The organism is Streptomyces sp. NPDC051987 (assembly GCF_040680735.1).
Classification (GTDB): Bacteria; Actinomycetota; Actinomycetes; order Streptomycetales; family Streptomycetaceae; genus Streptomyces.
In genome coordinates, this window is record NZ_JBFAXI010000007.1 from 51,093 (window position 1) to 74,687 (window position 23,595).

A 23,595-nucleotide genomic window follows, 5' to 3' on the forward strand; every position below is an offset into this window, starting at 1 on the left:
CTAGGCCTCCGATGGAGTGGGCCCCGGGGACGGCGCGGTCGCCGTCGCTGGATCCGGGACGTCGGTGCCCCCGAGCGGCTCGACTTCGTCGGGCCGGAAGTAGTGGTAACGGCCGTACCAGCCGTGCAGTTCGGCCGCCGGGTCGTCGTCCACGGTGACCGCCAGATGGGTGCTGCCGTCCACGTCGTGGAAGACGGCGGCCACGGTCGCGGTCCGGCCGGCCAGGAACATGTCCTGGGCGTCGGCGCCCTTGCCGCGCGGGCGCAACCGCACCGGGCTGCCGCCGCCGACCCGCACGCCGTCGACCAGGACGGTGTCGGTGGCCGGGGCGAACCCGTCGTCGCCACCCTCCTGCCACCAGGCGGGACGCCCGGCGCGGGAGCCGTCGCCGGCTGCTGACGCTGCGCCTGCCGAGCCTGTGCCTGCCGAGCCTGTGCCTGCCGAGGCTGGGCCTGCCGAGGCTGGGCCTGCCGAGGCTGGGCCTGCTGATGCCGCGCCTGCTGCGGCTACGCCGACGCCGAGGGGTGTGAGGGAACGGATGGCGCCGTGCAGCCGCTCGAAGACCTCCGGTGGCATGGTGTCCACCCGGTCGAGGATCTCGGCGGCCCGCGGGTCGGTGGCCCGCGCCTCCCGCTTCTCCTCCTCCGTCAGCAGCATGGTGCGCAGGGTGAGGATCTCGTCGATCTCACCGGCGTCGTGCAGGTCACCCGGGCTCTCCGGCGCCACCTGCGGATGGTCGGGGAGGATGATCGGCGAGGAGAGCAGCAGGGCGGACACCGAACCGTCCGCCGGGGCGGTGGCCGGGGGCGCGCCGCCCAGCACCGGGAAGGTGAAGTCGTTGCAGCACTTCCGGGCGGCCTCCTGGAGGGCCGGGCCTGGGTCGATCAGGGAGACGAACTCCGCGCCCTCGACGCCGAGCAGGGTGTGGGTGGCGATGAGCGCCTGCCGCAGGGCTCTGTCACGCGAGGCGTGGGGGTCCCCGGCGCGGCCTTCGTTCACGGTCCGCACCCGGAGCCGGAAGAGGTCCTCGCCGAGCCGCTCGGCCACCAGCACGGTACTCGCCCGCACCTCCTCCCGGCGCCGCACGATGCGCCCGGCCCCGGCGGGCAGTTCCCAGGTGTCGGTGCCGGCCGGGGAACCCACCGGAAACCGGTGCTCTCCCTCCTCCAGCGCGATCGTGAGGTCGCTCTCGCGGGCCACCGCCTCCTCGAAGGTCAGCTGTACGCTCCCGTCGGCGCAGGTCAGCGACTCGACCGGCCGCCCGGCACCGTCCTCGACCTGCTTGTGCTGCACCTGCAGATACCGCACCCGCACCCGCAGCCGTGCGGCCGCGTCCGGGCGGGACACCCGCAGCAGGCACTCCGTCTGCTGGTACCAGGAGTCCGCCGAACCCGACACCCCCGGTCTGACAGGGCCGTCGGCCTCCGCCCAGTCCCGCGGGAAGAGGACCCCGAACTGCCAGCGGGCACGGTTCTTCGGCGAGGACCGCCGATAGGGGTACAGGAGGTAACCCTCGTAGAGCACGGCATCGGCGACGGCACTCAGTTGTTCGAAGGTCGGTGCGGGGCGGCCGGAGCCGTCCACCAGGGCAGCGCGGGGCGCTCTGCCGTCGACCAGTCCCTCGGCCATGCAGCCTCCTCGGATCCGTGCGCGCCGCCCATACCTTCCACCACGGTCACACCGGTCACGCCCGCTCGCCTCTTCTGGGCGAGCGGCGTTGGGCCGAACGGGGGGCGCACGCCGGACCGGCGGGTCACGGCACGGGGTCCGTCGCCATGGCGCGGCCGCGGGTCCTGGCCGCGGGGCGCGCGGGCAGGGGCGCTGACGCGAGATCAGGGTGCGACGAAAAGGGCCGGGAAGCCGGGTGCGAGCCAGGGCCTGCGGCCCCAGGCGAGCACCTGTCCGCGGGCCATCGCCGGCCACGGGCCGCGCCGGCCCAGGGCGATGAGCAGGAAGGCGGCCGGATCGATGAGGATCGTGCAGTCAGGGCGGTCGCACGGCTCCGGGGCCACCTGTACGGCACCGTCGGCGACGGCGACGCCGAAGGCGTCCCCGCCGCGCAGCCGGATCGTGTACCGGGCGGTCAGCCCCGCGGTGGCCGAGCCGTCCGCCACGGCTGGCATCACCGCGAGCAGGAACGGCACGCACAGCCCGGCCCGTTCGGCGTCGATCATGTGGGGGCGCCGCAGCGCACGGGCGAGGTCGTAGCCGTGGCCCAGCATGTGGGTGAGCAGATAGGAGGCGAGGACGGGCCGGTCCATCGGGCCGAGCGGGGTCACCGGCGCCGGGCCGTCGGCCGCCGCGGCCAGCGCGACGGCACAGCGCTCCGCCTGCGCGGTGATCATCGCCGCGAGCGGGGCCGCCCGGCGCTCCCGGAACACGGCCAGCGAGTCGGCGTTCGCCGCCGCCAGGCTCTGCGGCGTACCGTCCCCGTACGGGCGCTCCCGGCCTTCGGCGAGGTCGGCCATCAGCTCGTTGGCCAGCGCCAGGTGGGCCGCCGCCTCGCCGACCGTCCAGCGCGATCCCGGTACGGCCGCACCGGTGTCGCGCACGCCGTCCAGCACGGCCGCGATGTCGGCGGCGGTCCGCCGTATCGCCCGCCCGAGCTCCGCGGGCAGCGCCCCCCGTACGTCCTGCCCTGCTGTCTGGTCCACGCCCGCCCCCCGTTGTGTCGGGCCGTACCCAATCAGACGCGGGGGCGTGCCACAACCCCCGCGGCGATCAGCGCGCCCCGAGCCCGCGCAGGAGGGTGTCGACGCCCCTGTCGGCGGCCTGGGCCGCGCTCGGCTCGGGCAGTTGCTGCGACGGCAGGGGCGTGAGCTGCGGCAGAAGTGCGCGCGGCGCAGTGATCCACGCCCCCCGGTGAACGTCCGCTTCGAGACGCTGGACCCTCAGAGTGTCGTCCCCGGCTCAGAGCAGTCGCCGGATGTCACCGCGCACCCGGTAGAAACCGCCGGCCGCGGTGTGCAGGGAGTCCACGACGTAGCGGGCCCCGGGCTCGCGTATCGCACGGGGGAACTGCACGTTCAGCGACCGGTCGTAGCCGTCCGAGACGACGTGTACCCGGACCCGGCCCGCCTCCTGGACGCACTCCACGACGATCGCCCCGGTGGGCGCCTGCGCGACGGTGGTCACCGCGGCCACGGTCATGGCCGGCGCACAGGCCGGCATCGCCGCGGCCGCTTTGACGTCCCGGGGCACCGGCACCGAGCCCTGCTGGGCCGCCGCGACGGCCGCCTCGCTCGCGTCCACGCAGACCAGGGAGCCGTCGGTGGTCACCAGGTAGAGCCGCTCGCCGTGGTACTGCATCGACAGCGCCGAACCGCCGCCCGTGCCCAGCTTCCACAGCCGGGTGCCGTTCCGGTCGAAGCAGTAGACGGACGACGCCGCGTCACCGGCGAACACGAACCGCCCGCCCGGCGAGGTCGCGCACGAGTACACGGCGCTGTCACAGGTGTACGTCGCCTCGATCGCGCCGGTCGCCTTCGACAGCCGCTGGACCGCCTTGTGGGCGGTGCCCGCGTACACCACGTCGCCCTCCTGCCAGCCGAACAGCACCCCGCCCCTGGTCGGCGTGTGCCACAACTCCCGGCCGCCGTCGGGGGCGTACGCGGTGACGCCCTTCGTGTGCCCGTGGTACACGGCCCGTTCGTCGGCGCGGACCATCCAGGCCTGCTCGCCCGGACTGCGGCGGGCCCACTGGTGCTCGTCCTCGTGGTCGATGACGGTGAGCCGGCCGTCGCGGTCGGAGACGTCCAGCACTCCCTCGTGGATGTCCAGCCAGAAGATGTCGACGTCGGCCGCGATGTCGTAGGCCACGAACGGCAGTTTCGAGGACAGGTCGTACACCTTGCCGTCGTCACAGCCCGCGTAGATCCAGAAGTCGTCGGCGACCAGGCACTTCACGCCGTCCGGGAGGCTGAAGCGGGCCAGCACGCCGCCCTCGTGGTCCAGGGTGTACACATCGCCCGACTGGTTGCCGACCCAGCAGCGGTCGTCGTCGACATGGATGCCGAACGCGGCGGAGCCGGTGCGAAAGCGCCACAGCACAGGCGCGGCGGAGCGCGCGGTGGAGGGGGCCGACGCGACCTGACGCCGGGTCACGGAGCGGGGCGCGCGGGCTCCCTGCACGGCCGGGGCGTACCCCTTGCGGACCTTCTCGCCGACCGTCTTCGCGGCGGCGGCCTGGGCCTTCTCCACCGTCGCGAACGTCGTCGTCTGCGTCTGCCCGGCGGCGCCGATCCGGCCGTACCGCACGGTCACGACCAGGCCGGCGACGGAGACCTCGTAGAACTTGTGCGCGGTTCCGTCCTCCTGGGACAGCTCCAGATACGTCGTCGACCCCGTGGCAGTACCGGTGGACATGGCAGACCAGACCCCTCCCCATACGGATCCGCCGTCCGTCCGGGGGATCCACTGAGCAGAACGTAGCCGGAGCCACTGACATTGATGCTGTCACCGCCGAAGGGTGCCAGCCCATGACCTGCCGTGGTCGCTGGCTTATCACTTCGCCTGGGAGAGCGAGACCGCGTCGGGGCCGGCGGGGAATCGTAGTTGGCCGGTCGTGTCGTGCACGGCTCGCCACACTGTCTCGGCGACGTCGCTCTCCTTGGTGAACAGGTCCTGCGCCGTGAAGTCGCCCATGGCCTTCTTCGCCCATGACGCGTAGGGCGCCGGGATCAGTTCGTCCAGCGGTGCCCCGTCCGCCGCCTTGGCCGCGTTGGCTGCGAAGTTCGTCGTTAGGCAGGCGCCCGGCTCGACCGTCTTCGCCTGGACGCCAAAGGGCGCGAGTTCGAGCGCGAGGGATGCGGTGAACCCTTCGACGGCCATCTTGCTCGCCTTGTAGACGGCTGTGAGCGGCATGTGGCCCAGCACCACGCTGGATGTCACGTTGACCACCACGCCGGAGCCGCGCTCGCGGAACTGGGGCAGCACCGCTTGTGTCACCGCCATCACGCCGAACGTGTTGGTTTCGAAGACTTCCCGTACCCGAGCCATAGGGGTGCCCTCGAACACGCCGATCGATGGGACGCCCGCGTTGTTGACCAGGACGTCGATGGTCCCGGCTGCCTGGAACGCGGCGGTGATGCTCTCGGGCCTGGTCACGTCGAGCTCGATGACGCGGAGCCGGTCCGACTCAGGAAGGAGGCCTGGACGCGGCGTACGCATCGTGGCGATGACGTTCCACCCCTGCGAGTGGAAGTAGAGGGCGGTCTCCCGCCCGTACCCGGATGAGGTGCCAGTGATCAGAACGGTCTTCATGGTGCGCCCCTTTGCGATGTGGAATCCATACGGGTGGGCAGGCATTTTCCTGCTCCACGGGAGAACCGGTGATCCCATTGAATCGCTCTGACCTGCCGAGATAGTAGAACTATCCTCGCTGCTCCTTGCACGATCCTCCAGTGAAGCCCACCCGGCTCAGGGCAGGAGGCCTGCTGGCGCACGCACGGCCTGACGCAGGCGGGCGGCGTCCTGGCTGGGGGGTGCGCCGAACTGGCGGCGGTACTCCCGGCTGAACTGCGACGGGTTGTCGTAGCCGACGCGGTGGCCGACTCCGGTGACGTCTCCGGGGTGGGTGGCGAGCAGCAGCCGGGCCTCCTGGAGCCGGATCTGCTTCTGGAACTGGATGGGGCTCATCGCGGTCACTGCTTGGAAGTTGCGGTAGAAGGCGGAGACGCCCATGCCGGACTGCCGCGCTACGTCCTCGACCCGGAAGGGCTGCGCGTAGTGCTCGCGGATCCAGCGCACGGCCCGCGAGATGTGGCTGAGGCTGCTGTCGGCCAGGCCGAGCTGGCGAACCGTCGCTCCCTGCTCGCCGGTGATCAGACGCCACAGGATCTCGCGCTTGACCAGCGGGGCTAGTACGGCCCGGTCGCGGGGCTCGTCGAGCAGGCGCAGCAGCCGGACCACCGCGTCCAGCAGCGCGGCCGGAGCGTCACTGACGGCGATCCCCGACGGCGCGCCCCCGCTGCTCCGGGGGGCGTCTCCGGGCCCGGCCTCAAGCAGCAACTCGGCAACGGCGGACGGTTCCAGGACGAGACCGAATCCCAGCGCCGGTTGCTTGGGGTCGGCCTGGGTGAACTGTCCTGTGACAGGCAGATCGACGGATGCGACCAGGTATTGCCCGGGCCCGTACTCGAACACCCTCTCACCCAGGGCGAGGCGTTTGGCGCCCTGGGCGATGACCGCCAGGAGCGTGCCGGACATCGAAGGGGCCGGCGGATCAGGGCGGTCGACCTTCGAGATGAGGACGCCGTCGACGGCGGTGGTCCAGTCGGGCCGCGCATGGCGGGCCAGCAGGGTGCGGAGTTCTTCGAGGTCCATGTGTCCATTGCAGCACCATTCCGCGTCACGGTTCCCAAAGTCGCGAGGATCGTGCAAGTAGGAACGAGTATCGGTCTAACGTTTCCACAGCTCAAAGCCCTTGAATGGAATCACCGCACTCCATCACCGAAGAGGAAGAGAGAGAATCCATGATTGCCGAGTACGGCTTCAGCGCCACCCTGACCGCCAGGCCCGGTATGGGCGACCAGCTCGTCGACCTGCTGCTGACCGGACTGAACGAGGGCAGCCCCGGCGCGAGCGAATACTGCCTCGTCTACCTCGTCTCCCGCTCCGCGTCCGACCCCGACGTCGTCCACGTCGCCGAAGGCTGGACCAGCGAGGAGGACCACCACCGTGTCTTCGCCGGCAAGACCGCGCAGGCCATCGTGGCGCAGATCGAGCCGCTGCTCGCCAAGGACTCCGAGTACACCGACTACGTTCCGGTCCGCGGCAAATTCGCCCTCTGACCCGTCGAACACCCCACCCCCCCGGCCTCTGCCGCCTCGGTTCCCACCGAGGTGGCCCCGGTCCTCGCCCGACCGTCCCGCCACCGCCCACGAGAGGCAACGACCATGACCACAGCACGCCCCTCCCTCGATCCCGAACTGCAGGAACTCCTGGCCGACATGCCGCTGATGTCCCAGCTCAGCCCGGAAGTGCTGGCGCAGGTACGCCCCCTCTCCTCGATGCCCGTCGAACCCCTCCTCGAAGGTCGCGCTATCGACCGGCGCGAGGTCACCGTTGCGAGTCCGGACGGCACCCCGATCCCCTTGTCCGTCTTCAGCCCCGCGAACAGCGATCGCACCGCTGCCGCACCCTGCGTCTACTGGATGCACGGCGGCGGGATGGTCATGGGTGACCGCTTCTCACAGATTGACATCCCGCTGGAGTGGCTCGACGAGTTCGGCGCCGTCGTGGTCTCCGTCGACTACCGGCTCGCGCCCGAGTCCACCGGCATCATCCCGGTCGACGACTGCTACCAGGGACTGCTCTGGATCGCCGACCACGCCGCCGAACTGGGCATCGACCCCGCCCGGATCATCGTCGCAGGCGCCAGCGCGGGCGGCGGCCTCGCCGCCGGCGTCACCCTGCTGGCCCGCGACCTCGGCACCCCGACGATCGCCGCCCAAGTCCTGATCGGCCCCATGCTCGACCACCGCAACACCACCATCTCCAGCTTCCAGTACTCGAACGGGCCCGGCGTCTGGACCCGTGAGATGAACGGATTCGGATGGCGCTGCCTCCTCGGCGACCTCCCCGACGACGAGGTACCCGCATACGTCTCACCCGCTCTGGCCGACGACCTCGCGGGCCTGCCGACCACCTACATCGACACCGGCTCCGCCGAAGTCTTCCGCGACGAGGACACCGACTACGCCATCCGCATCTGGGCGGCCGGCGGCCAGGCCGAACTCCACGTCTGGGCAGGCGGCTTCCACGGATTCGATGCCCTGTACCCGCAGGCACACATCTCGGCCGCAGCCCGCCGAACCCGCACTGACTGGCTCGCCCGCCTCCTGCCCAGGAACCCCGCCGCATAGGTGAAGTCGACGAGTTTCGGTCGTACGCTTCAGCCTTGGACAAGACCCCAGCGTCTGTTGTTTTCAGGCGCGAGCAGGCTGGTGACCACGGCGACCGCCTCGCCGTACGTTCTCCGGCTTCTTGTACCGGGACTTCGCCATCAGCGTGGCCAGGCTGGCCCCGCCCTCGCCGAAGCTGACCAAAGAGAGGCCTTAGTTCAGAGAAGTACTCAGGTCCTGGCGGTCGTGGCCCTGCCACTGACGGACGCCCTGCCGGGCTGTCCTCCCGTCGTTCTGTCCGCCCGCCGGGACGGCCACGAGGGCCCGGGGAATCACGCGAACCAGCCACTACGGCACCCGGGGACGCCGGACCGCCCGATGGCCGCGCCGCGCGTGCCCGGTGCCGAGCCGGGCAGTGGTCTGAACCGACTTCAGTTCACGTCGAGGGTCCGGATGCCCGCGGGGAGAGCGACAGGGGGTGGGGCCGCCGTCGAGGTGCCTCAGGGCCGGTAGACCATGCCGGGCCGGGGCTTGGCGGGGGCGAGCAGCTGCGACACCGTGACGATCGTGTAGCCGCGCCGCTCCAGCGCCTTGATGATCCCGGGGACGGCGGGCACGGTGCCCTTGTGGAGGTCGTGCAGGAGAATGATGCCGTCGCGGTGGGTCTGGTCGAGCACCCGCTGGGTGATCAGGGCCGAGTCGGTCGTCTCGTAGTCCTTGGCGGTGACGCTCCACAGCACCTGCGCCAGACCCAACTCACGGCAGACCTTGGCCACTTTGCGGTTGGTGCGGCCCTCAGGCGGCCGCATCAGGACGGGTCGTTCGCCGGTGATCCGCTCGATGGCGTCCTGGGTCCGGGCCAGTTCCCTGCGGGCGCCCGCCTCGTCGAGGTCCGTCAGCCTGGGGTGGGTCCAGGTGTGGTTGCCGATCTCCTGCCCCTCGGCCGCGATGCGGCGCAGGATGGCGGGGTACTTCGAGATGTGACCCCGGCCCTGGACGAAGAAGGTGGCGTGCAGGCCGTCCTGCCTGAGGATGTCCAGCAGTCGGGGCGTGGTCGGGCTGGGGCCGCCGTCGAAGCTCAGGGCCACGCACTTCGCCCTGCGGCAGTCGACCGGCCCGGTCACCGATCCTGATGCCTTGTCACGGGCGGCCCGCGGTGTCGTGTGGTCGTAGGTCGTCACCGTCAGGGCCACGGTGACGGCGACGGCCAGGACGGCGGCTGCCGCAGCAGCGAGGGCGATGAGTATGCGGGAGCGTCTGGAACGTCCGGTGAAGAGCATGCGAGTCCTTGTCTTCGCTGGGTTGCGGAGGAGTCACCGCGTGCGGGTCAGTGGGGCCGGCGGCGCGAGTTCCCGCGGCCGCAGGTCGAGCGTCAGGCGTTGCCTCAGCCGGCGTCCGAGCCGCCGTTCCACCAGGGTGTGGACCAGGAGGGACAGCCCCAGCATGCAGCTGACGGACAACGCCGTCGCGGGCAGCGGCCCCAGCCCAGGGAAGACACGGATCAGGCCCTTGGCGAAGGGGACCCCGAGGCTCTGGTGGACGAGGTAGAAGGGGTAGGTGAGCGCCCCGGCGGTGACCGGCCAGCGCCAGCGAAGTCCGGTGAGCGGGCCGACGCCGGCGAGGGCCAGCAGCCCGAGGCACACCGTGAGCACGATCGCGCAGACGGCCCAGGAGGGCCGGCTCTCGCCGGGCGGCACGACGGCGTGGTCGGCCACCCGGGCCTCGAGCACGGTGAGTTGATAGCACCAGGCGAAACCGAGCAGCAGCCAGAGCAGCAGGCTCTGTCCGAACCGGTGCATGAGGTGGAGCACCATGCCGGCGACGAACAGACCGGTGTACCGGGTCAGCACGAACTCGTCGAGCAGGGATGAGTGGAGTTCGAGGGCGATGACCCCGGCCAGGAGCCAGGCCCCGCAGAAGGCCACCACCCGCCGGTAGGACAGACCGACGACGAGGAGGGCCGCCATCAGCAGGTAGAAGCGCGCCTCCACCCAGAGGGTCCAGCTGACTCCGTCGACCGGATCGAGTCCCAGCGGTGCCGGGGCCATGGTCAGGTTTCCCAGGACCGTACGAGGGTCGACGTGCGTGGCGGCGGGCCATCGGGCCAGTCGCGAGACCAGGACGAGCAGGACGACCAGCAGCACCGCGCACCAGTAGGCCGGGAAGAGCCGGGAGATCCGGGAGACGGTGAACTGCGCCGGGGTCCGCCCCCAGCAGCTCATGCAGATCACGAAGCCGCTGATGAGGAAGAAGAACTCGACGCCCAGCCAGCCGTAGCCGCTGATCGCGTGCAGTGCCGGGACGGAGTCCCGGAGTTCGGTTCGGCCCCAGAAGTGCGGGGTGGGCGTGCCCAGGAAGTGGTACGCGGCGACCATCAGCGCGGCTACCAGGCGCAGCCCGTCTATGGCGGTCAGGCGCACCTGCCCGCGGTGGGGTTGGGGTTCGGGGGACGGCATGTCGGAACCGGGCCCGGGTCAGCGGGTGGTGAGGACGGCGTGGTGGGGGCGCGGTTTCTTCGGCGACGTGGCGTCGGTGGGCATGGCGAAGCGACCTCCGTGCAGAGCAGAAAAGGGGAATGAGAAGAGGCGGGTGGCGAGAGGCGAGGCGGGCCGTACGGCGGCCGCGTCAGACGCGGCGGCGCAGGAGCAGCACGGTGACGACCGTGAGCAGGACGGCCAGGCCGCCGAGGACCGCGGTGTCGGCCCACTGGAAGGTCCAGTAGTCGCCGGCCGGGTTGGCCTCGTAGAAGCGGGCCACGTAGCCGTGTGCCGTCATGCACGACCTGAGCTGGGCGCCGGACGGGAAGGGGCAGTTGAGGACCGAGTCGTGGCGGCCGGAGGCCGTGATCAGACCGTAGTGGCCGGTCGACCACTTCTCGCCCATGGGCTCCTTGGGGACGCTGCCGGCGCTGACGTAGGTGTGCGGCGGCACCAGGAGCCGGGTCCGGTGCGTCCACTCCAGCAGGAGTGCCGTCACCCCCGTCACCAGCAGGGTCAGGGCCATCGCCGCCAGGACGCGTCGGGCCAGCAGGCCCAGCAGGGTGCCGGCCGCCAGGCCGAACAGGGCGGCCGCGACGACGCGCGGTCCCGAACCGCTCAGCGCCGTGCCGTCGTACCAGAACAGGCCGTAGCTGCGGTCGGCGGCCGGCCGCCACCACCAGGCGAAAACCCCGGCCAGCAGGGCGGAGAGGGCGGTCGTGGTCGCCGCGGCCATGGCGAACCGGGAGGTGAACCACTGACCGCGGCTCAGGCCCTGGGCGAGCACCAGGCGATGGGTGCCCAGTTCCCGGTCGCGGCCCAGCAACGGGGCGCCCCAGAAGACGCCGATGACCACGGGCAGGACGATGTTCAGCGCCCCGAGGTACTTCAGGGGTTCGACGTCCAGCAGGAGCGGCAGGCCGGTGTCGGACCGCGTGCAGTACAGCGGCCCGGTGGCACAGTGGGCGAACAGCCCGCTGTGCAGGGCGTCCAGCATGCCCGAGCGGTAGTGGGCGGCGATCGCCGCGGCGAGGACCAGGGCGGCCGCACCGATGCCGGCCGGTACGCGCTGCTGGCGCCAGGCGAGCCAGAGGGAGCCCTTCATGCCGCCGCCTCCGTCCGCTCGTCCGCGGCGCGCCGGCGCGGCTCCTCCTCGGCCTGGAGGTAGCCGATCAGGATGTCCTCCAGCCGGGGCCGTGCGGCGTGCCAGTCGCCGCGCAGCGGTCCGCGCTGCCGTACCAGGGCGGTCAGTTGCCGTCCGGTGGTGCGGCGCCGGACGACGGTGTGCTGTGCGACCAGGGCGTCGGCCCGGTCGGCGGGTCCGGTCAGTACGGTGTGGCTCTCGCGCAGGGTCTCGGCGTCCTCGCTCAGCTCGGCGCGGCCGTCGCGCAGCACCAGCACCCAGTCGCAGGTCTCCTCCAGTTCGGGCAGGACGTGCGAGGAGAGCACGATGCTCGTGCCGCGCTCGGCGGCCTCGGCCATGAGTTCCGCCATGATCTCGCCTCGCGCCACCGGGTCGAGGTCGGCCAGCGGCTCGTCGAGCAGCAGGAGTTCGGGCCGTTTGCCCAGGGCCACGGCGAGCGCGACGCGGGTGCGCCGCCCGGGGGACAGGTCGCCGACGCGGGCGTGGAGCGGGATGCCGCCCTCGCGGACGATCCGCTCGGCGGCCGTCCGGTCCCAGGAGGAGTTCAGCTTCTGGCCCATCAGCAGGGTGTCCGCCACGGTGAAACGGGGGTAGAGCGGCTTGTCCTGGGTGAGCAGGGCGACCCGGGCGCGGGCCTCTGTGGTGCCGGGCACGGCGCCCAGCACGCGCAGGTCCCCGGAGCCGGCGCGCAGGAGACCGCCCGCCAGGTGCAGCAGGGTGCTCTTGCCGGCGCCGTTGCGGCCGACGAGGGCGGCTATGCGGCCGCCGGGCACGGTGAACTCGCAGTCCCGCAGGGCCCAGCCGCCCCGTCTCCGGTACCGGAACCCGAGTCCCGTGGCGCGCAGCGCTGCCGGCGCGTCAGGCCCGGTCATGCGTCCTCCTTGTTCCGTTCCCGGTCGCCCGGGGTCTGGCTGTCGTGGTGTCCGTCGTAGGCGTCCAGCGCCGCGGCGACCATGGCGAGGACGTCGGGCCGGCCCAGACCGGCGGCGCGGGCGCGTGTCACCCAGTCGGCGATCTCGCGGCGCAGCGGCGAGTCGTCCGCCGCGCCCGGCCGGGCGAGTGATCGCGTCACGAAGGTTCCGAGGCCGCGGCGCAGTTCGACCAGACCGGCCTGCTCCAGGTCGCGGTAGGCCCGCAGCACGGTGTTGGGGTTGATGGCGGTCGCCGCCACCACCTCCTTGGCCGTGGGCAGCTTGTCCCCGACCTTGAGGAACCCCATCCGGAGCGCTCGCTCGGTCTGCTGAACGAGTTGCACGTAGGCCGGCACGCCGCTGCCGCGGTCGATCCGGTAGTCGATCACGTCGCCTTCCTCGGTCCACCACGCTTGTGTTAATGAATTAGTGGAAGCATGGTGGATGCCCGGCGGTGCTGTCAAACACACCTGGGAGTGGGGAAGCGGGAACCGGCTGCCACGGGAGGCGTCCACACCGCCAGAGGCGGGCCTGGCAGGCGCCCTGGCGACCATGCAGGCCTGGCCGGGGCGCAGCAGCGGCATCATCAGGTGGTCGATCATCTCCCCGATCTCCGGGGCGTCCCAGGTGCTCTCCCGTACCCTCAGGCGGTACATCACCATGGCGGGAATGGCGCCCCGTGCATAGGAGTTCGCGGCAGCGGAGGGCACCTCGTCGCGTGCGACCCCCCGTTCGACGATGGCGCCGAGGAGCTCGATCGCCGGGTTCAGGACGACGTCCAACACCACGTCGTGGACGCCTCCCCCGTGCAGGGGATCGCATGCGTGCAGGACGGAGCGCAGGGCAAGACCGAACGGGGAGAGCAGTGCCTCGCGCGCCCACCCGCAGAAGGCCGGCAGTTAGTCCCGGACGCTGCCCAGGTCACCGGCGGCGGTGAAGGGCGGCAGGCCCGCCCGGAGCGCGTCCGCGACGAGCTCCTCCTTGGACGGCCAGCGGCGGTAGACCGCGGACTTGCCGGTCCGGGCACGGGCGGCGACTCCCACCATCGTGAGACCGATCCAACCGACGGTGCCGAGTTGCTCCAGCGCGGCGTCGAGGATGGCGCGTTCCAGCACGGCGCCGCGCCGACGCCGGGCAGCCGCCGGAGCCGGCGGCGGGGCGGAGTGATCATCGGCGGGCCTCCCGCGGGCAGAGGAAGGGGCGGATTCCGCTCTGAGAGCGGACCGCTGACGGCGCGGCGGCGGACTGGCGGTGCGGTCTGCGCGGGCCGACCGGCGGCCCGCGCAGGACCTGCCCCGTTCAGATGCCGACGGCCCGAATCGCCTCGTGGACCTCGGCGGCGATGTCGATCAGCTCCTGCGCGTCCCGCGGGGTGATCTGCAGGTCGAGCAGGAGTTCGTCGATGCCGTGTGCCTCGGCGTGTGCCGCCGCGTCCTCGGCCATCTGCGCCGCATTGCCGTAGAAGGGCATGCGGTCCTTGCTCTCGATCGGCTTCGGCGTATAGGCCGCGATGGCCCGCAGGCAGACCTCCAACGGCCGTTCCCGGCCGCGTTCGACGGCCAGGTCCTCGATCTTCTTCGCCTCGTCCGCGAGTTCACGCGGACCATGGGCCACCGGCATCCAGCCGTCCGCGCGGTCCACCAGACGCCGCTTGGAACGGGCGCTGAGCGCCGGCATGAAGATCGGGACGGGATGCGCCGGCTTGGGATTCACCGCGGACGGCGCGATGGTGCACAGCTCGCCCTGGTGGGAGACGGGATCCGGACCCCACACGGCCGCGCAGACGTCCAGCAGTTCGTCCAGTGCCGCGCCCCGCTTCTCGAACGGCGCGATCGAGGCCGCGGCGCACTGGTCGGTCGACCAGCCCGTGCCCAGACCGGCGACCAGCCGGCCGCGGCTGGCCACGTCCAGAGCCGCGAGCGAACGGGCCAGTTGGAACGGGGCGTGCAGGGCGGCCACCAGCACACTGGTCCCCAGCCTGGGCCGCTCCGTGGCGGCGGCGGCGAGCGCCAGCGTGACCAGCGGGTCGGCACAGCTGCGGAAGCACTCGGGCCACGGCTGTCCGGGGACCCCGTGATAGCCCTGGGTCATGGGGGTGGGATACATGGTGACCTCGAACACCCAGAGGCCCTCATAGCCGATTTCCTCCGCGGACCGTGCGACCGCGGCGACATCGCGACTGATGTCGTACTGACTGAGCTGCGGAAGACCGAGGCCCAGCTTGATCGCCATACGAGACTCCTTCTCGCGGGGTGCAGTCATCGGCATCATAGGGAACCGCTTAATTCCGGGGAACCTCTTGTAGCTTATAAAGTGGTTGAGATACGGTCGGTGGCTGTGACCAGGTGATCCGGTCCGCACCGGCGTCGGACGCGGGGACGCCCTGCCGGCCCCCAGAGGTGCGTGAGCCGTCGCCGCCCCACCGGCCCGTCATCAATCGGCGCTGCCAGCATCGTCGGTCACGGCAGTGCCGCGTCCCGCTCCATGGAAGGACCAGCCGAATGACCACCGCCGAACCGACCACCGGCAACGCGGACCAGCCCGCCGCCATCGACTTCCCCCTGCCCAAGGCCTCGGGGTGCCCTTTCGATCCGCCACCCGGCCTCGCCGACCTGCAGCGCACGGAGGAGATCACGCGGGTCACGCTGTGGGACGGCAGTTCGCCCTGGTTGATCACCGGACACCAGTACGTGCGCGAGCTGCTCCAGGACTCGCGGATCAGCGCCGACGCGCTCAACCCCGGGTTCCCGTTCCTCGTGGCCGGTGTCCGTGAGCTGGTGCGCAGCATGAAGCCGACCATGTTCCGGCAGGACAACCCGGAGCACGCACGGCTGCGCCGGATGCTCACCTCGGACTTCATGGTCAAGAGCGCCGAGGCGATGCGCCCGGACATCCAGCGCCACACGGACGAGCTGCTCGACCGGATGACCGACGGCCGGGATTCGGCGGACCTGGTCGCCGAGTTCGCGCTGCCGCTGCCCTCGACCGTGATCTGCCTGATGCTGGGCGTCCCGTACGAGGACCACTCCTTCTTCGAGGAGCGCAGTACCACGCTCTTCAGCATCACGGCGACCGCGGAGGAGGTCCGTGCCTCGCAGCACGACCTGCTGCGGTACATGGAGGACATCGCCAGGGCCAAGAAGGAGAAGCCGGACGACAGCATCATCAGCCGCCTCGTCGCCCGCGGTGATCTGGAGTACGACGAGATCGCCAGCACGGCCCGGCTGTTGGTGATCGCGGGCCACGAGACCACGGCGAACATGATCGCGCTCTCCACGCTCGCCCTGCTCCGCAACCCCGACCAACTCGCCAGGCTGCGCGAGGACCCGTCGTTGATCACGGGCGGGGTCGAGGAACTGCTCCGGTACCTGACGATCGTTCACAACGGCATCCCCCGGGTCGCCGCGTCGGACATCGAGATCGGCGGCCGGGTGATCAAGGCCGGTGACGGGGTGCTCTGCATGATCAACACGGCCAACCGGGACGAGCGCGCCTTCCCTGGCGGCGACACGCTGGATGTCGGGCGCAACGCGCGCCGGCATGTCGCCTTCGGCTTCGGTCCCCATCAGTGCCTCGGTCAGCCGCTGGCCCGGGTGGAGCTGCAGATCGCCCTGGGAACCCTGCTGCGGCGGCTGCCGAAGCTCCGACTCGACTGCCCCTTCGAAGACATCCCGCTGCGTCAGAGCACCACGGTCTACGGGATCGGTGCCCTGCCCGTCGCCTGGTGACGGGCGCTCGGCCGCGCGGGGGACCCCTGTCCCGGCAACACCACCTGCCGACCGGACCGCTGGGGCGGTCGGACCGACCTTGGGAGCACCATGCGCGTTCACGTTGACCGCACCAAATGCTGCGGTGCCGGAAGCTGCGTCCGGACCGCCCCGGAAGTCTTCGACCAGAACGAGGAGGACGGCCTGGTCGTCGTCATCGACAGCGACCCGCCCGAGGCCCTCCGGTCGTCGGTCAGGGAGGCCGCCGACATCTGCCCCAACGGGGTGATCAGCATCGAGCAGATGCAGCGGACGTCCGCCTGAACGTCCGGTGGACCGCGGGCCCGTCGGGGCCGGTTGACCGCGTGTGTGGGGTGTCCGATCGCAGCCGGACATCCCGCACACGCTTCTTCGTGTCCGCATGGTTCGAACTCCCGCCAGTCATCGGCGGTTTGCCTTCTCTTTAATCGATACGCTACGACATCGTATCGAAATTCTCCTACGATGGGTCCATGGCCGTAAACCAAGCACCCACCATCCCCGAGGCGATCCACCGTCGCCGCTGGCTGATCCTGGCCGTCCTGCTGCTGAGCGTGCTCGTCACCGTTCTGGACTTCTCGATCCTCAACGTGGCGTTGAAGACGCTGGCCGAGCCCAAGCCGGAAGGCCTGGGAGCCAGCCAGAGCCAGCTCCAGTGGGCGGTCAACGCCTACGCACTCGTCGTCGCCGGGCTGCTCTTCACCGGCGGTCTGCTCGGTGACCGCATCGGGCGCAAGAAGGTCCTGCTGACCGGCATGTTCCTGTTCGGCCTCAGCTCCGCGCTGTGCACCGTCGCCGACTCGCCGGGCCAACTCATCGCCTACCGGGCTCTGATGGGCGTCGGCGGCGCACTCATCCCGGTCGCGACCCTCGCCCTCCTCACCCAGGTCTTCGAGCGCTCGGAGCAGCCGAGGGCCATCGGCATCTGGACCGGCGTCGTCGGCCTGTCCGTCGCCCTCGGGCCGATCATCGGCGGCGCCCTGCTCCAGTACTTCTGGTGGGGCTCGGTCTTCCTGATCAACGTGCCGGTCGTGGCCGTGGCCCTGGTCGCCATGTTCATCCTGGTGCCCGAGTCCAAGGACCCGCGGAGCGCCCGTCTGGACCCGCTGGGCGTCGCCCTCTCCATCGCCGGCATGGTCCTGCTCGTCTACGGCATCATCCAGGGCGGTCAGGCGGGCAGCGTCACCCCGACCTCGGTGTGGGCGCCGTTCCTCGGCGGTGTCGCGATCCTCGCCGCCTTCGTATGGTGGGAACGGCGCATCGACCACCCCTCGCTCGATGTCACCTATTTCAAGAACATGCGGTTCACCGGCGCCATCCTGGCGATCTGCCTGATGTCGTTCGCACTGTTCGGCGTCACCTTCTACGTCATCTTCTACATCCAGACCGTCCGCGGCTACACCGCGCTGGAAACCGGTCTGCTGATGGTGCCGCTGGCGGCCGCCCAGATCTTCTTCGCCCCCAGGGCGCGCCATGTCGTCACGAAGTTCGGGGTCCGTGCCACCTGCGTCTTCGCGCTTCTGCTCGACGCCGTGACGTTCGTCGGATTCCTGCTGCTCGGCCGGACCAGCCCGATCTGGGTGCTCGAAGTGCTGTTCGCGATGCTCGGTGTGGCGTTCGCCCACATCACCCCGCCCGCCACCGTGGTGATCATGTCGTCGCTGCCTCGTGAGAAGGCCGGCACCGGATCGGCGATCACCAACGTCTTCCGTCAGGGCGGCGGGGCGCTGGGCACCGCGGTCCTGGGGTCGCTGCTGGCCGCCCTCTACAAACACCGCGTCCAGGGAGCCCTCGACGTCCTGACGCCGGCTCAGCGGCACGTGGCCGTGCACTCGATCGAGGCCACCCATGCCGTGGCCGGGACGGGTGCCAGGGCTGGGGCGCTGATCCGGTCCGCGGACGACGCGTTCGTCCACGCCATGCACGTCACGTCGGTCGCCGCCGCGGCCGTCGCGGTGCTCGGCGCCGTCGTCGCCATGCTGACCCTGCCCGGCAAGCCGCGTCCGGCCGCGGAGTCGGAGGCCGCCCCGGAGCCGCCGAAGGTGAGTGCCGAGCAGTGACGGAGTCGCTCGGCTCGACGACCGCTCAGCGCGGCCGCCCGCGCAACGCGGACGTCGACCGTGCGGTCATCGAGACCGTGCTGCGGCTGCTCACGCAGGGCGTCAGTTTCGGTGAGCTCTCGATGGAGGGGATCGCCCGGGAGGCGGGCGTCGGCAAGACCACGGTCTACCGCCGCTGGCCGGGGAAGGAGGCTCTGCTGATCGACGTGCTGGAGGCCGTCGAGGTGCCGCTTCCGGAACCGGGCGGACAATCCCTGCGGGAGGATCTCGTCGCGGCCGTCGAGGCGACCAGGAAACGGAATCTGACCAAGGGCGAGTCCGCGCTGATGCGGAACGTCCTGGCGCAGGTGCAGAGCAGCCCGGAACTCTGGCAGCACTACCGTGACACGTTCGTGGCACCTCGCCGGGCGGCGTTCGTGCGCATCCTGCGCAGGGGCATCGACAGCGGGGAGATCCGGGCCGACGTCGGGGCGGATCTGGACCTGTTGGTCGACATGTTGGCCGGCCCCGTGCTCTACCGTGCCACCCTGCGCCCGGAGGTGCTGCAGGTGGAGGGTTTGGCGGAGCGGGTCGTCGACACCTTCCTCGACGGAGTGGGGTCGCACGACCGTACGCGGCGGTGTGGTTGAAACTGCGACGAGAGGAGCATGCACGTAGGGTGACGCCCCCCACCGGCACGGCGGTGGGCCCGCTGATATCGTTCCGCCCTGACCGTCAGTAATCACCTGAGGCACGCCAAGCGCTTACAGGGTCGCGCCCAGCACGGGAGTGAGCCATGAACGATCAAGGTTTCAACCGAATCATCTGGTCGGCGCGCCGTGCCGGGCGCGCGCTGGACGTTGCCAAGGAGCAGCAGCTCCGCCACCTTGAGATGCACGCCGCCCACTATTCGCTGCTCGCCGCTGCCTCCGCGCATCTCGGCGCCACGGGTGCAGAGTTGGCGCGGGAGCTGCACGTCACCCCGCAGAACGTGGCGAGCCTCGCGAATCGGCTGGAGCAGCGCGGGCTGATCGAGCGCAGGCCCAACGCCCGCCACCTGAACGTGGTCGAGATCTGGATCACCGACAAGGGGGAGGAGCTCCTGGCGGAGGCGGACGCCGCGATGATCGAGCTCGAACGGACGATCGCCAGAGTCCTCGGAGTGGACGAGGCCGAACAGCTCCGTAGGTTGCTCGAAGAACTGGCGGATGGTCTGGAGCGCGAGAACCGGGAATCCCGCGCGTCCTGAACCGGATGTCTCCAGGGCCTCCGCCGGGTGATGCCGGGGGATTCCTGCTGGCCCTGTAACAATCGATTGATGGTCGACAAGCACCGTTTCAGAATTCACTGACTGTCGTCCTGCAGGTCCTTGACGACTGTGGGGCGGCGTGCCAGTGTTTCCGTGACCGCGGATTGGAATTCAAGGTGCACGGCTCGGGGCGACCGGGAAAGACAATTCGCCGAGACCGGCGAGTAGTTGCCCGCTGAATCCCGAGAGAAAAGTCCGTCGGGTGAGTTCTTTTCTCATCCCTGACGCCCGGAAAAATCGGGCCCGAAAATCGCGGTGTACCCCCGTCGGCAGGCATGTCGAACGCGCGCTGTCGCATCAGAAAGACCGATCACCTCATGAGGAGAGAACGATGAGCGAAAACCTGCGGAAGATTCATGACGCAGGTGTGGCCGTCTGGCTGGACGGCCTCGACCGCGACCTGGTCCGCAGCGGCCGGCTCGCCGAGTTAGTGCGTGACCGGTACGTGGTCGGAGTCGCCACCGACCCGGCGACCTGGCGGCAGGCGATCGTCGGCAATGCCACCTACGACGAGCAGCTCCGCTCCCTCGCGGAGCAGGGTGTGACGGCCGAGGAGGCCCTCCGCGCGATCCTCGTCGAGGACGTGCGGGCCGCGGCCGACGTGCTCCGTCCGTTGCACGACGCGACCGACGGGGCCGACGGCTGGGTGTCACTCCAGATCAGCCCCCGGCTCGCGAACCGCAGCGATCCGACGGTCGCCGAGGCCAAGGAACTGGTGCGGCTGATCGACCGTCCGAACATCGTGCTCAGGATTCCCTCCAACGAGGCGGGCTACTACGCGATCTCCTCGGTGGTCGGGGCCGGCATCAGCGTGGACGCCACCCACCTCGTCTCGCACCGGCGCTGGCGCCTGATGATCGACGCGATCCTGGCCGGACTTGAGGAGGCGAAGACCAACGGCCACGACCTCCGGAAGATCAACTCCGTGGCGTCGTTCTTCCTCGGCCGCGTGGACCTGCTCGCCGACGAGCGCCTCAGGGCGCTCGGCACGCCCGAGGCGCTCGCCCTGGTCGGCAAGGGCGCGCTGGCCAACGCCCAACTCGCGCTGCAGGACTACGACAAGCTGTACGGCCGTGCCGAGTCGGGACAGGAGGCCGCCGAGGAGTGGGCCGGCCTGGCAGCCGCCGGCGCCCGGCCGACCCGGCTGCTGTGGGCCTCGACCACGGTGACGAACCCCGAGCTCGCGGACACCGCGTACGTGGACGGCCTGGTGGCGTCCGACGTCATCACCGCGATGTCGCAGGCCACGCTCGACGCGGTCGCCGACCACGGCGGCAGTGACGGCTCCGACGCCGTGCGCCCGAACTACGCGAAGGCGCTGGAGATCCTCTCGGGTCTGCGGATCATCGGCCACCGGCTGATCGTCCAGACGCTGGAGGAGGAGATCCTGGAGGAGGCCCGGGCCGCGTGGAAGGACCTGCTGGACTGGACCGGGGCGGAGCTGGAGAAGCTGCGCGCGAACCGGTGACGGACACACCACACTGATCGTCGACCCCGGCGGGCCGGTTCGGCAGGCCCGCCGGGACCAGGGGGAGTAACGAGAGATGGCTGGACTGTCACGCCGTACGTTCGTGGGCGCCTCCGTGGCGAGTGGCGTCACCGCACTGGGCCTCGGAGGGGCCGAGGGCACCGCCTTGGCCGACGCCACGACCGGTGCCTCGGTGAGGCCGCCGGACGCGGTCGCCGTGCTGCCGGACGACCCGCGCTACCCGTACCTCACGACCCGCGGGGCGAACCGGCGCTTCACCGGCACCCCGGACGAGGTCAGACAGGTGTTCACCACGGAGGAGGTGCGACAGGCCGTCCAGGCGGCCGTCGACGCGGGCCGGCGGATCGCCGTCAGGAGCGGCGGCCACTGCCTCGACCGGCTGGTGGACGACCCGGCGGTGCGGATGCTCATCGATGTGTCCCAGTTGAAGAACGTCTCCTACGACTCCCGGCACAACGCCTTCGCCGTCGAGTCGGGCGCCATGCTCGGCGACGTCTACAAGGCGCTGCTCCTGGCCTGGGGCGTCGTCATCCCCGGCGGCACCTGCCCGACGGTCGGTGTCGGCGGATTCGTGCAGGGTGGCGGCTTCGGCTCGATGTCCCGCCGGCACGGCATGTGCGTCGACCACCTGTACGGCGTCGAGGTCGTGGTGGTCGACGCGTCCGGCACCGCGAGGACCGTGGTCGCCACCCGGCACCCCGCTGACCCCCACCGCGACCTGTGGTGGGCTCACACCGGTTCCGGCGGCGGCAACTACGGCGTGGTCACCCGGTATCTGTTCCGCTCGCCGGACGCGACCGGGACGGACCCCTCGGCCCTGCTGCCGGTGCCGCCGAAGTCGGTGCTCGTCACCACCGTCTCCTGGCCGTGGAGTGGTCTGAGCGAGGGCGACTTCATCACCCTGCTCACCAACCACGGCGCCTGGCACGCCGCCAACAGCGAGGACGGCGGCCCCTACGCGAGCCTGAACAGCGCGCTGGTCCTGGACCAGCCCAGCGCGGGCGCCATCAGCCTCGTCGCCGAGATGGACGGGACGCTGCCCGACGCCGCCGGGCTGATGAACGACTACGTGGCCGCGCTCAACGCCGGCGTCGCAGCGAAGCACACGGTCACGCAGACCACGATGCCTTGGCTGCAGGCGCAGCTGGCCAGCCTGTTCGGCGGCGGGCCCTCACCGTACAACCGGGGCAAGGCCAAGGCCGCGTACCTGCGGCGGCCGTACACCCCTGAGCAGTTCAAGACCGTGTACGACCACCTCAACGCCTACACGTACTCCGGCGTGGGCGCCCTTCTCCTCTTCGCCTTCGGGGGGAAGGTCAACACCTTGCCGCGGACGGCGACCGCGAACCCGCACCGCGACTCCGTCCTCATCAGCTACCTGGCCAGCAGCTGGGCGGACCCGGCGCAGGACGACGACCACATCGCATGGGTGCGCTCCTGCTACCGCGACCTGTACGCGGCCACGGGGGGCGTGCCCGCGCCCGGTCCCGCGACCGACGGGTCGTACATCAACTACCCGGACATCGACCTCGCCGACCCGGAGCAGAACACCTCGGGCACGCCCTGGTCCACGCTGTACTTCGGCGAGAACTACACCCGCCTGCAGCAGATCAAGAAGCGCTACGACCCCGGTGACGTCTTCCGTCACGCGCTCTCGGTGGCACTGCCGGACTGAGGACGCGGGCGTACTCCGTCGAGGAAGGTGTCCACGACCTTCTCGGCCAGGCGGTCGACGAGGAGCGCGTCGGGGTGGAGGGTGGCCCGGTAGAGCACCGGGCCGACCACCATGTCGATCAGGAGCTCCAGGTCCTCGCCGAGTTCCGGACGGATCTCCCCGGCGTCCATCCCGCGTCGCAGGATGCGGCCGAGGACCTGGCGGCGCGGCAGCACGAACGTGTGCTGGTAGCGCTGCCAGAGCTCCGGGCTGCTGTGGACCTGGGTCAGCATGTTCCGCATCAGCGCGGACTCGTACTTGGCGAGGTTGCGCAGCCTGGTCGCCTCGACCGCGCCGACCAGGTCCTCGCGCAGGGAGCGTCCGGCCGGCTCCGGCAGCGGCTCCTCGACGCTCTGCAGCACGTCGAGGAGGAGCGCGTCCTTGCTCGGCCAGCGGCGGTAGACGGTGGTCTTGCCGATGCCGGCCTCTCTCGCGATGCCTTCGATCGAGAGCTCGGCGAAGCTGGAGCCCTCGGTGAGCAGGCGCAGCACGGTCTCGATGACCGTCCGGTCGACATCCGCGCGGCGTGGCCGCCCGCGCCTCGCGGCCGATTCGTCGGCTGACAGCGTCACTGCTCCGCACCCACTTTCCGCGGTTCTGGCCCGCAGTGGCCGCCGGCGCCGGCCTTCTCCCGCGGTCCCGACCACATGATCGCCACCGTAGCAGGAGCCCGGCAGGCAACCCCTTTTAAAGATACGATACCGAATCGTATCGCAATGACTTCCGTGCACGAGAAGCCGGCCGGAAGGCAGCATGCGTCCCCTTGCGCGGCCCCGGCTGCGGGCGCTCAGCGAGGAACTGACGGGAGCGCCCTTCCTGGAGGGTCTGGTCGCGCCGGCGCGGGGAGGTGGCCGCGCTGCCGAGGGGGGTGGCCGAAGGGCTACCCCCCTCCCCTGATCGGGGTGGCCGAACGGGGCACGCG

The 23,595-nt window shown here is 70.8% G+C and carries 22 protein-coding genes; 9 read left to right on the forward strand and 13 right to left on the reverse strand.

The genetic code is table 11. The annotated features are described in order from the left end of the window. The 5 genes from AB0M11_RS05895 to AB0M11_RS05915 all read right to left on the reverse strand — a co-directional run bounded on the left by AB0M11_RS05895 (nucleotide 1) and on the right by AB0M11_RS05915 (nucleotide 6,324). Nucleotides 1-1,629 carry a hypothetical protein gene (locus tag AB0M11_RS05895; protein WP_365701812.1) on the reverse strand — a complete coding sequence of 543 codons (1,629 nt, stop codon included), beginning with the start codon at nucleotides 1,627-1,629 and terminating at the stop codon, nucleotides 1-3. Between the two features lie 203 nt (nucleotides 1,630-1,832). After that, nucleotides 1,833-2,654 carry a maleylpyruvate isomerase family mycothiol-dependent enzyme gene (locus AB0M11_RS05900; protein WP_365701814.1) on the reverse strand — a complete coding sequence of 274 codons (822 nt, stop codon included), beginning with the start codon at nucleotides 2,652-2,654 and terminating at the stop codon, nucleotides 1,833-1,835. A 256-nt stretch (nucleotides 2,655-2,910) separates the two neighbouring features. Next, nucleotides 2,911-4,365 (reverse strand): WGR domain-containing protein, encoded by a 1,455-nt coding sequence (locus tag AB0M11_RS05905; protein WP_365701816.1) that lies wholly within the window; start codon nucleotides 4,363-4,365, stop codon nucleotides 2,911-2,913. 138 nt (nucleotides 4,366-4,503) lie between these two features. After that, nucleotides 4,504-5,262 carry an SDR family oxidoreductase gene (locus AB0M11_RS05910; protein ID WP_365701818.1) on the reverse strand — a complete coding sequence of 253 codons (759 nt, stop codon included), beginning with the start codon at nucleotides 5,260-5,262 and terminating at the stop codon, nucleotides 4,504-4,506. A gap of 156 nt (nucleotides 5,263-5,418) precedes the next feature. Beyond that, nucleotides 5,419-6,324, reverse strand: a complete 906-nt coding sequence (locus AB0M11_RS05915) for an AraC family transcriptional regulator (protein WP_365701820.1) — start codon at nucleotides 6,322-6,324, stop codon at nucleotides 5,419-5,421. Nucleotides 6,325-6,473: 149 nt separating this feature from the next. On the opposite strand from AB0M11_RS05915, the gene AB0M11_RS05920 reads away from it, so the two are divergent. Beyond that, a complete protein-coding gene (locus AB0M11_RS05920) occupies nucleotides 6,474-6,791 on the forward strand; it encodes an antibiotic biosynthesis monooxygenase (protein ID WP_365701822.1) in 318 nt (105 codons plus the stop codon). 105 nt (nucleotides 6,792-6,896) lie between these two features. Beyond that, nucleotides 6,897-7,865, forward strand: a complete 969-nt coding sequence (locus AB0M11_RS05925) for an alpha/beta hydrolase (protein WP_365701824.1) — start codon at nucleotides 6,897-6,899, stop codon at nucleotides 7,863-7,865. A 479-nt stretch (nucleotides 7,866-8,344) separates the two neighbouring features. On the opposite strand, the gene AB0M11_RS05930 is transcribed toward AB0M11_RS05925, so the two are convergent. The 7 genes from AB0M11_RS05930 to AB0M11_RS05960 form a co-directional block, all read right to left on the reverse strand. Next, complete coding sequence (locus tag AB0M11_RS05930) at nucleotides 8,345-9,124, reverse strand: polysaccharide deacetylase family protein (protein ID WP_365701826.1); 780 nt, start codon at nucleotides 9,122-9,124, stop codon at nucleotides 8,345-8,347. 33 nt (nucleotides 9,125-9,157) lie between these two features. Then, nucleotides 9,158-10,300, reverse strand: coding sequence for an acyltransferase (locus tag AB0M11_RS05935; protein WP_365701828.1), 1,143 nt, complete (start codon nucleotides 10,298-10,300; stop codon nucleotides 9,158-9,160). Between the two features lie 169 nt (nucleotides 10,301-10,469). Continuing rightward, complete coding sequence (locus AB0M11_RS05940) at nucleotides 10,470-11,426, reverse strand: transporter (RefSeq protein ID WP_365701830.1); 957 nt, start codon at nucleotides 11,424-11,426, stop codon at nucleotides 10,470-10,472. Continuing rightward, complete coding sequence (locus AB0M11_RS05945; protein ID WP_365701832.1) at nucleotides 11,423-12,337, reverse strand: ABC transporter ATP-binding protein; 915 nt, start codon at nucleotides 12,335-12,337, stop codon at nucleotides 11,423-11,425. The genes AB0M11_RS05940 and AB0M11_RS05945 overlap by 4 nt, the downstream gene beginning before the upstream one ends. Beyond that, nucleotides 12,334-12,765, reverse strand: a complete 432-nt coding sequence (locus tag AB0M11_RS05950; protein WP_365702028.1) for a GntR family transcriptional regulator — start codon at nucleotides 12,763-12,765, stop codon at nucleotides 12,334-12,336. The genes AB0M11_RS05945 and AB0M11_RS05950 overlap by 4 nt, the downstream gene beginning before the upstream one ends. A 510-nt stretch (nucleotides 12,766-13,275) precedes the next feature. Continuing rightward, nucleotides 13,276-13,491, reverse strand: a complete 216-nt coding sequence (locus AB0M11_RS05955; RefSeq protein ID WP_365701834.1) for a helix-turn-helix domain-containing protein — start codon at nucleotides 13,489-13,491, stop codon at nucleotides 13,276-13,278. A 184-nt stretch (nucleotides 13,492-13,675) separates the two neighbouring features. Further along, nucleotides 13,676-14,608 carry a TIGR03619 family F420-dependent LLM class oxidoreductase gene (locus AB0M11_RS05960; RefSeq protein ID WP_365701836.1) on the reverse strand — a complete coding sequence of 311 codons (933 nt, stop codon included), beginning with the start codon at nucleotides 14,606-14,608 and terminating at the stop codon, nucleotides 13,676-13,678. Nucleotides 14,609-14,877: 269 nt separating this feature from the next. On the opposite strand from AB0M11_RS05960, the gene AB0M11_RS05965 reads away from it, so the two are divergent. From AB0M11_RS05965 to AB0M11_RS05995, 7 genes are all read left to right on the forward strand, one after another. Further along, on the forward strand, nucleotides 14,878-16,104 hold the full coding sequence (locus AB0M11_RS05965; protein WP_365701839.1) for a cytochrome P450: 1,227 nt from the start codon (nucleotides 14,878-14,880) through the stop codon (nucleotides 16,102-16,104). A gap of 90 nt (nucleotides 16,105-16,194) precedes the next feature. After that, complete coding sequence (locus tag AB0M11_RS05970; protein ID WP_365701841.1) at nucleotides 16,195-16,407, forward strand: ferredoxin; 213 nt, start codon at nucleotides 16,195-16,197, stop codon at nucleotides 16,405-16,407. 188 nt (nucleotides 16,408-16,595) lie between these two features. Next, nucleotides 16,596-18,182, forward strand: a complete 1,587-nt coding sequence (locus AB0M11_RS05975; protein WP_365701843.1) for an MFS transporter — start codon at nucleotides 16,596-16,598, stop codon at nucleotides 18,180-18,182. Then, nucleotides 18,179-18,811 carry a TetR/AcrR family transcriptional regulator gene (locus AB0M11_RS05980; RefSeq protein WP_365701845.1) on the forward strand — a complete coding sequence of 211 codons (633 nt, stop codon included), beginning with the start codon at nucleotides 18,179-18,181 and terminating at the stop codon, nucleotides 18,809-18,811. Before AB0M11_RS05975 ends, AB0M11_RS05980 begins: the two co-directional genes overlap by 4 nt. A gap of 146 nt (nucleotides 18,812-18,957) precedes the next feature. Next, complete coding sequence (locus tag AB0M11_RS05985) at nucleotides 18,958-19,410, forward strand: MarR family transcriptional regulator (protein WP_365701847.1); 453 nt, start codon at nucleotides 18,958-18,960, stop codon at nucleotides 19,408-19,410. Nucleotides 19,411-19,801: 391 nt separating this feature from the next. After that, on the forward strand, nucleotides 19,802-20,938 hold the full coding sequence (gene tal, locus AB0M11_RS05990) for a transaldolase (RefSeq protein ID WP_365701849.1): 1,137 nt from the start codon (nucleotides 19,802-19,804) through the stop codon (nucleotides 20,936-20,938). 76 nt (nucleotides 20,939-21,014) lie between these two features. After that, nucleotides 21,015-22,634, forward strand: a complete 1,620-nt coding sequence (locus AB0M11_RS05995) for an FAD-binding protein (RefSeq protein WP_365701851.1) — start codon at nucleotides 21,015-21,017, stop codon at nucleotides 22,632-22,634. On the opposite strand, the gene AB0M11_RS06000 is transcribed toward AB0M11_RS05995, so the two are convergent. Next, nucleotides 22,604-23,245, reverse strand: coding sequence for a TetR/AcrR family transcriptional regulator (locus tag AB0M11_RS06000; RefSeq protein WP_365701853.1), 642 nt, complete (start codon nucleotides 23,243-23,245; stop codon nucleotides 22,604-22,606). The two genes, AB0M11_RS05995 and AB0M11_RS06000, sit on opposite strands and share 31 nt — an antisense overlap. Between the last annotated feature and the right edge of the window lie 350 nt (nucleotides 23,246-23,595).

Coding starts and splice junctions, on each gene's coding strand:
- AB0M11_RS05895 (WP_365701812.1), bottom strand. CDS start 1,629: ATGGCCGAGGGACTGGTCGACGGCAGAGCGCCCCGCGCTGCCCTGGTG.
- AB0M11_RS05905 (WP_365701816.1), bottom strand. CDS start 4,365: ATGTCCACCGGTACTGCCACGGGGTCGACGACGTATCTGGAGCTGTCC.
- AB0M11_RS05910 (WP_365701818.1), bottom strand. CDS start 5,262: ATGAAGACCGTTCTGATCACTGGCACCTCATCCGGGTACGGGCGGGAG.
- AB0M11_RS05915 (WP_365701820.1), bottom strand. CDS start 6,324: ATGGACCTCGAAGAACTCCGCACCCTGCTGGCCCGCCATGCGCGGCCC.
- AB0M11_RS05920 (WP_365701822.1), top strand. CDS start 6,474: ATGATTGCCGAGTACGGCTTCAGCGCCACCCTGACCGCCAGGCCCGGT.
- AB0M11_RS05925 (WP_365701824.1), top strand. CDS start 6,897: ATGACCACAGCACGCCCCTCCCTCGATCCCGAACTGCAGGAACTCCTG.
- AB0M11_RS05930 (WP_365701826.1), bottom strand. CDS start 9,124: ATGCTCTTCACCGGACGTTCCAGACGCTCCCGCATACTCATCGCCCTC.
- AB0M11_RS05935 (WP_365701828.1), bottom strand. CDS start 10,300: ATGCCGTCCCCCGAACCCCAACCCCACCGCGGGCAGGTGCGCCTGACC.
- AB0M11_RS05940 (WP_365701830.1), bottom strand. CDS start 11,426: ATGAAGGGCTCCCTCTGGCTCGCCTGGCGCCAGCAGCGCGTACCGGCC.
- AB0M11_RS05945 (WP_365701832.1), bottom strand. CDS start 12,337: ATGACCGGGCCTGACGCGCCGGCAGCGCTGCGCGCCACGGGACTCGGG.
- AB0M11_RS05960 (WP_365701836.1), bottom strand. CDS start 14,608: ATGGCGATCAAGCTGGGCCTCGGTCTTCCGCAGCTCAGTCAGTACGAC.
- AB0M11_RS05965 (WP_365701839.1), top strand. CDS start 14,878: ATGACCACCGCCGAACCGACCACCGGCAACGCGGACCAGCCCGCCGCC.
- AB0M11_RS05970 (WP_365701841.1), top strand. CDS start 16,195: ATGCGCGTTCACGTTGACCGCACCAAATGCTGCGGTGCCGGAAGCTGC.
- AB0M11_RS05975 (WP_365701843.1), top strand. CDS start 16,596: ATGGCCGTAAACCAAGCACCCACCATCCCCGAGGCGATCCACCGTCGC.
- AB0M11_RS05985 (WP_365701847.1), top strand. CDS start 18,958: ATGAACGATCAAGGTTTCAACCGAATCATCTGGTCGGCGCGCCGTGCC.
- tal (WP_365701849.1), top strand. CDS start 19,802: ATGAGCGAAAACCTGCGGAAGATTCATGACGCAGGTGTGGCCGTCTGG.
- AB0M11_RS05995 (WP_365701851.1), top strand. CDS start 21,015: ATGGCTGGACTGTCACGCCGTACGTTCGTGGGCGCCTCCGTGGCGAGT.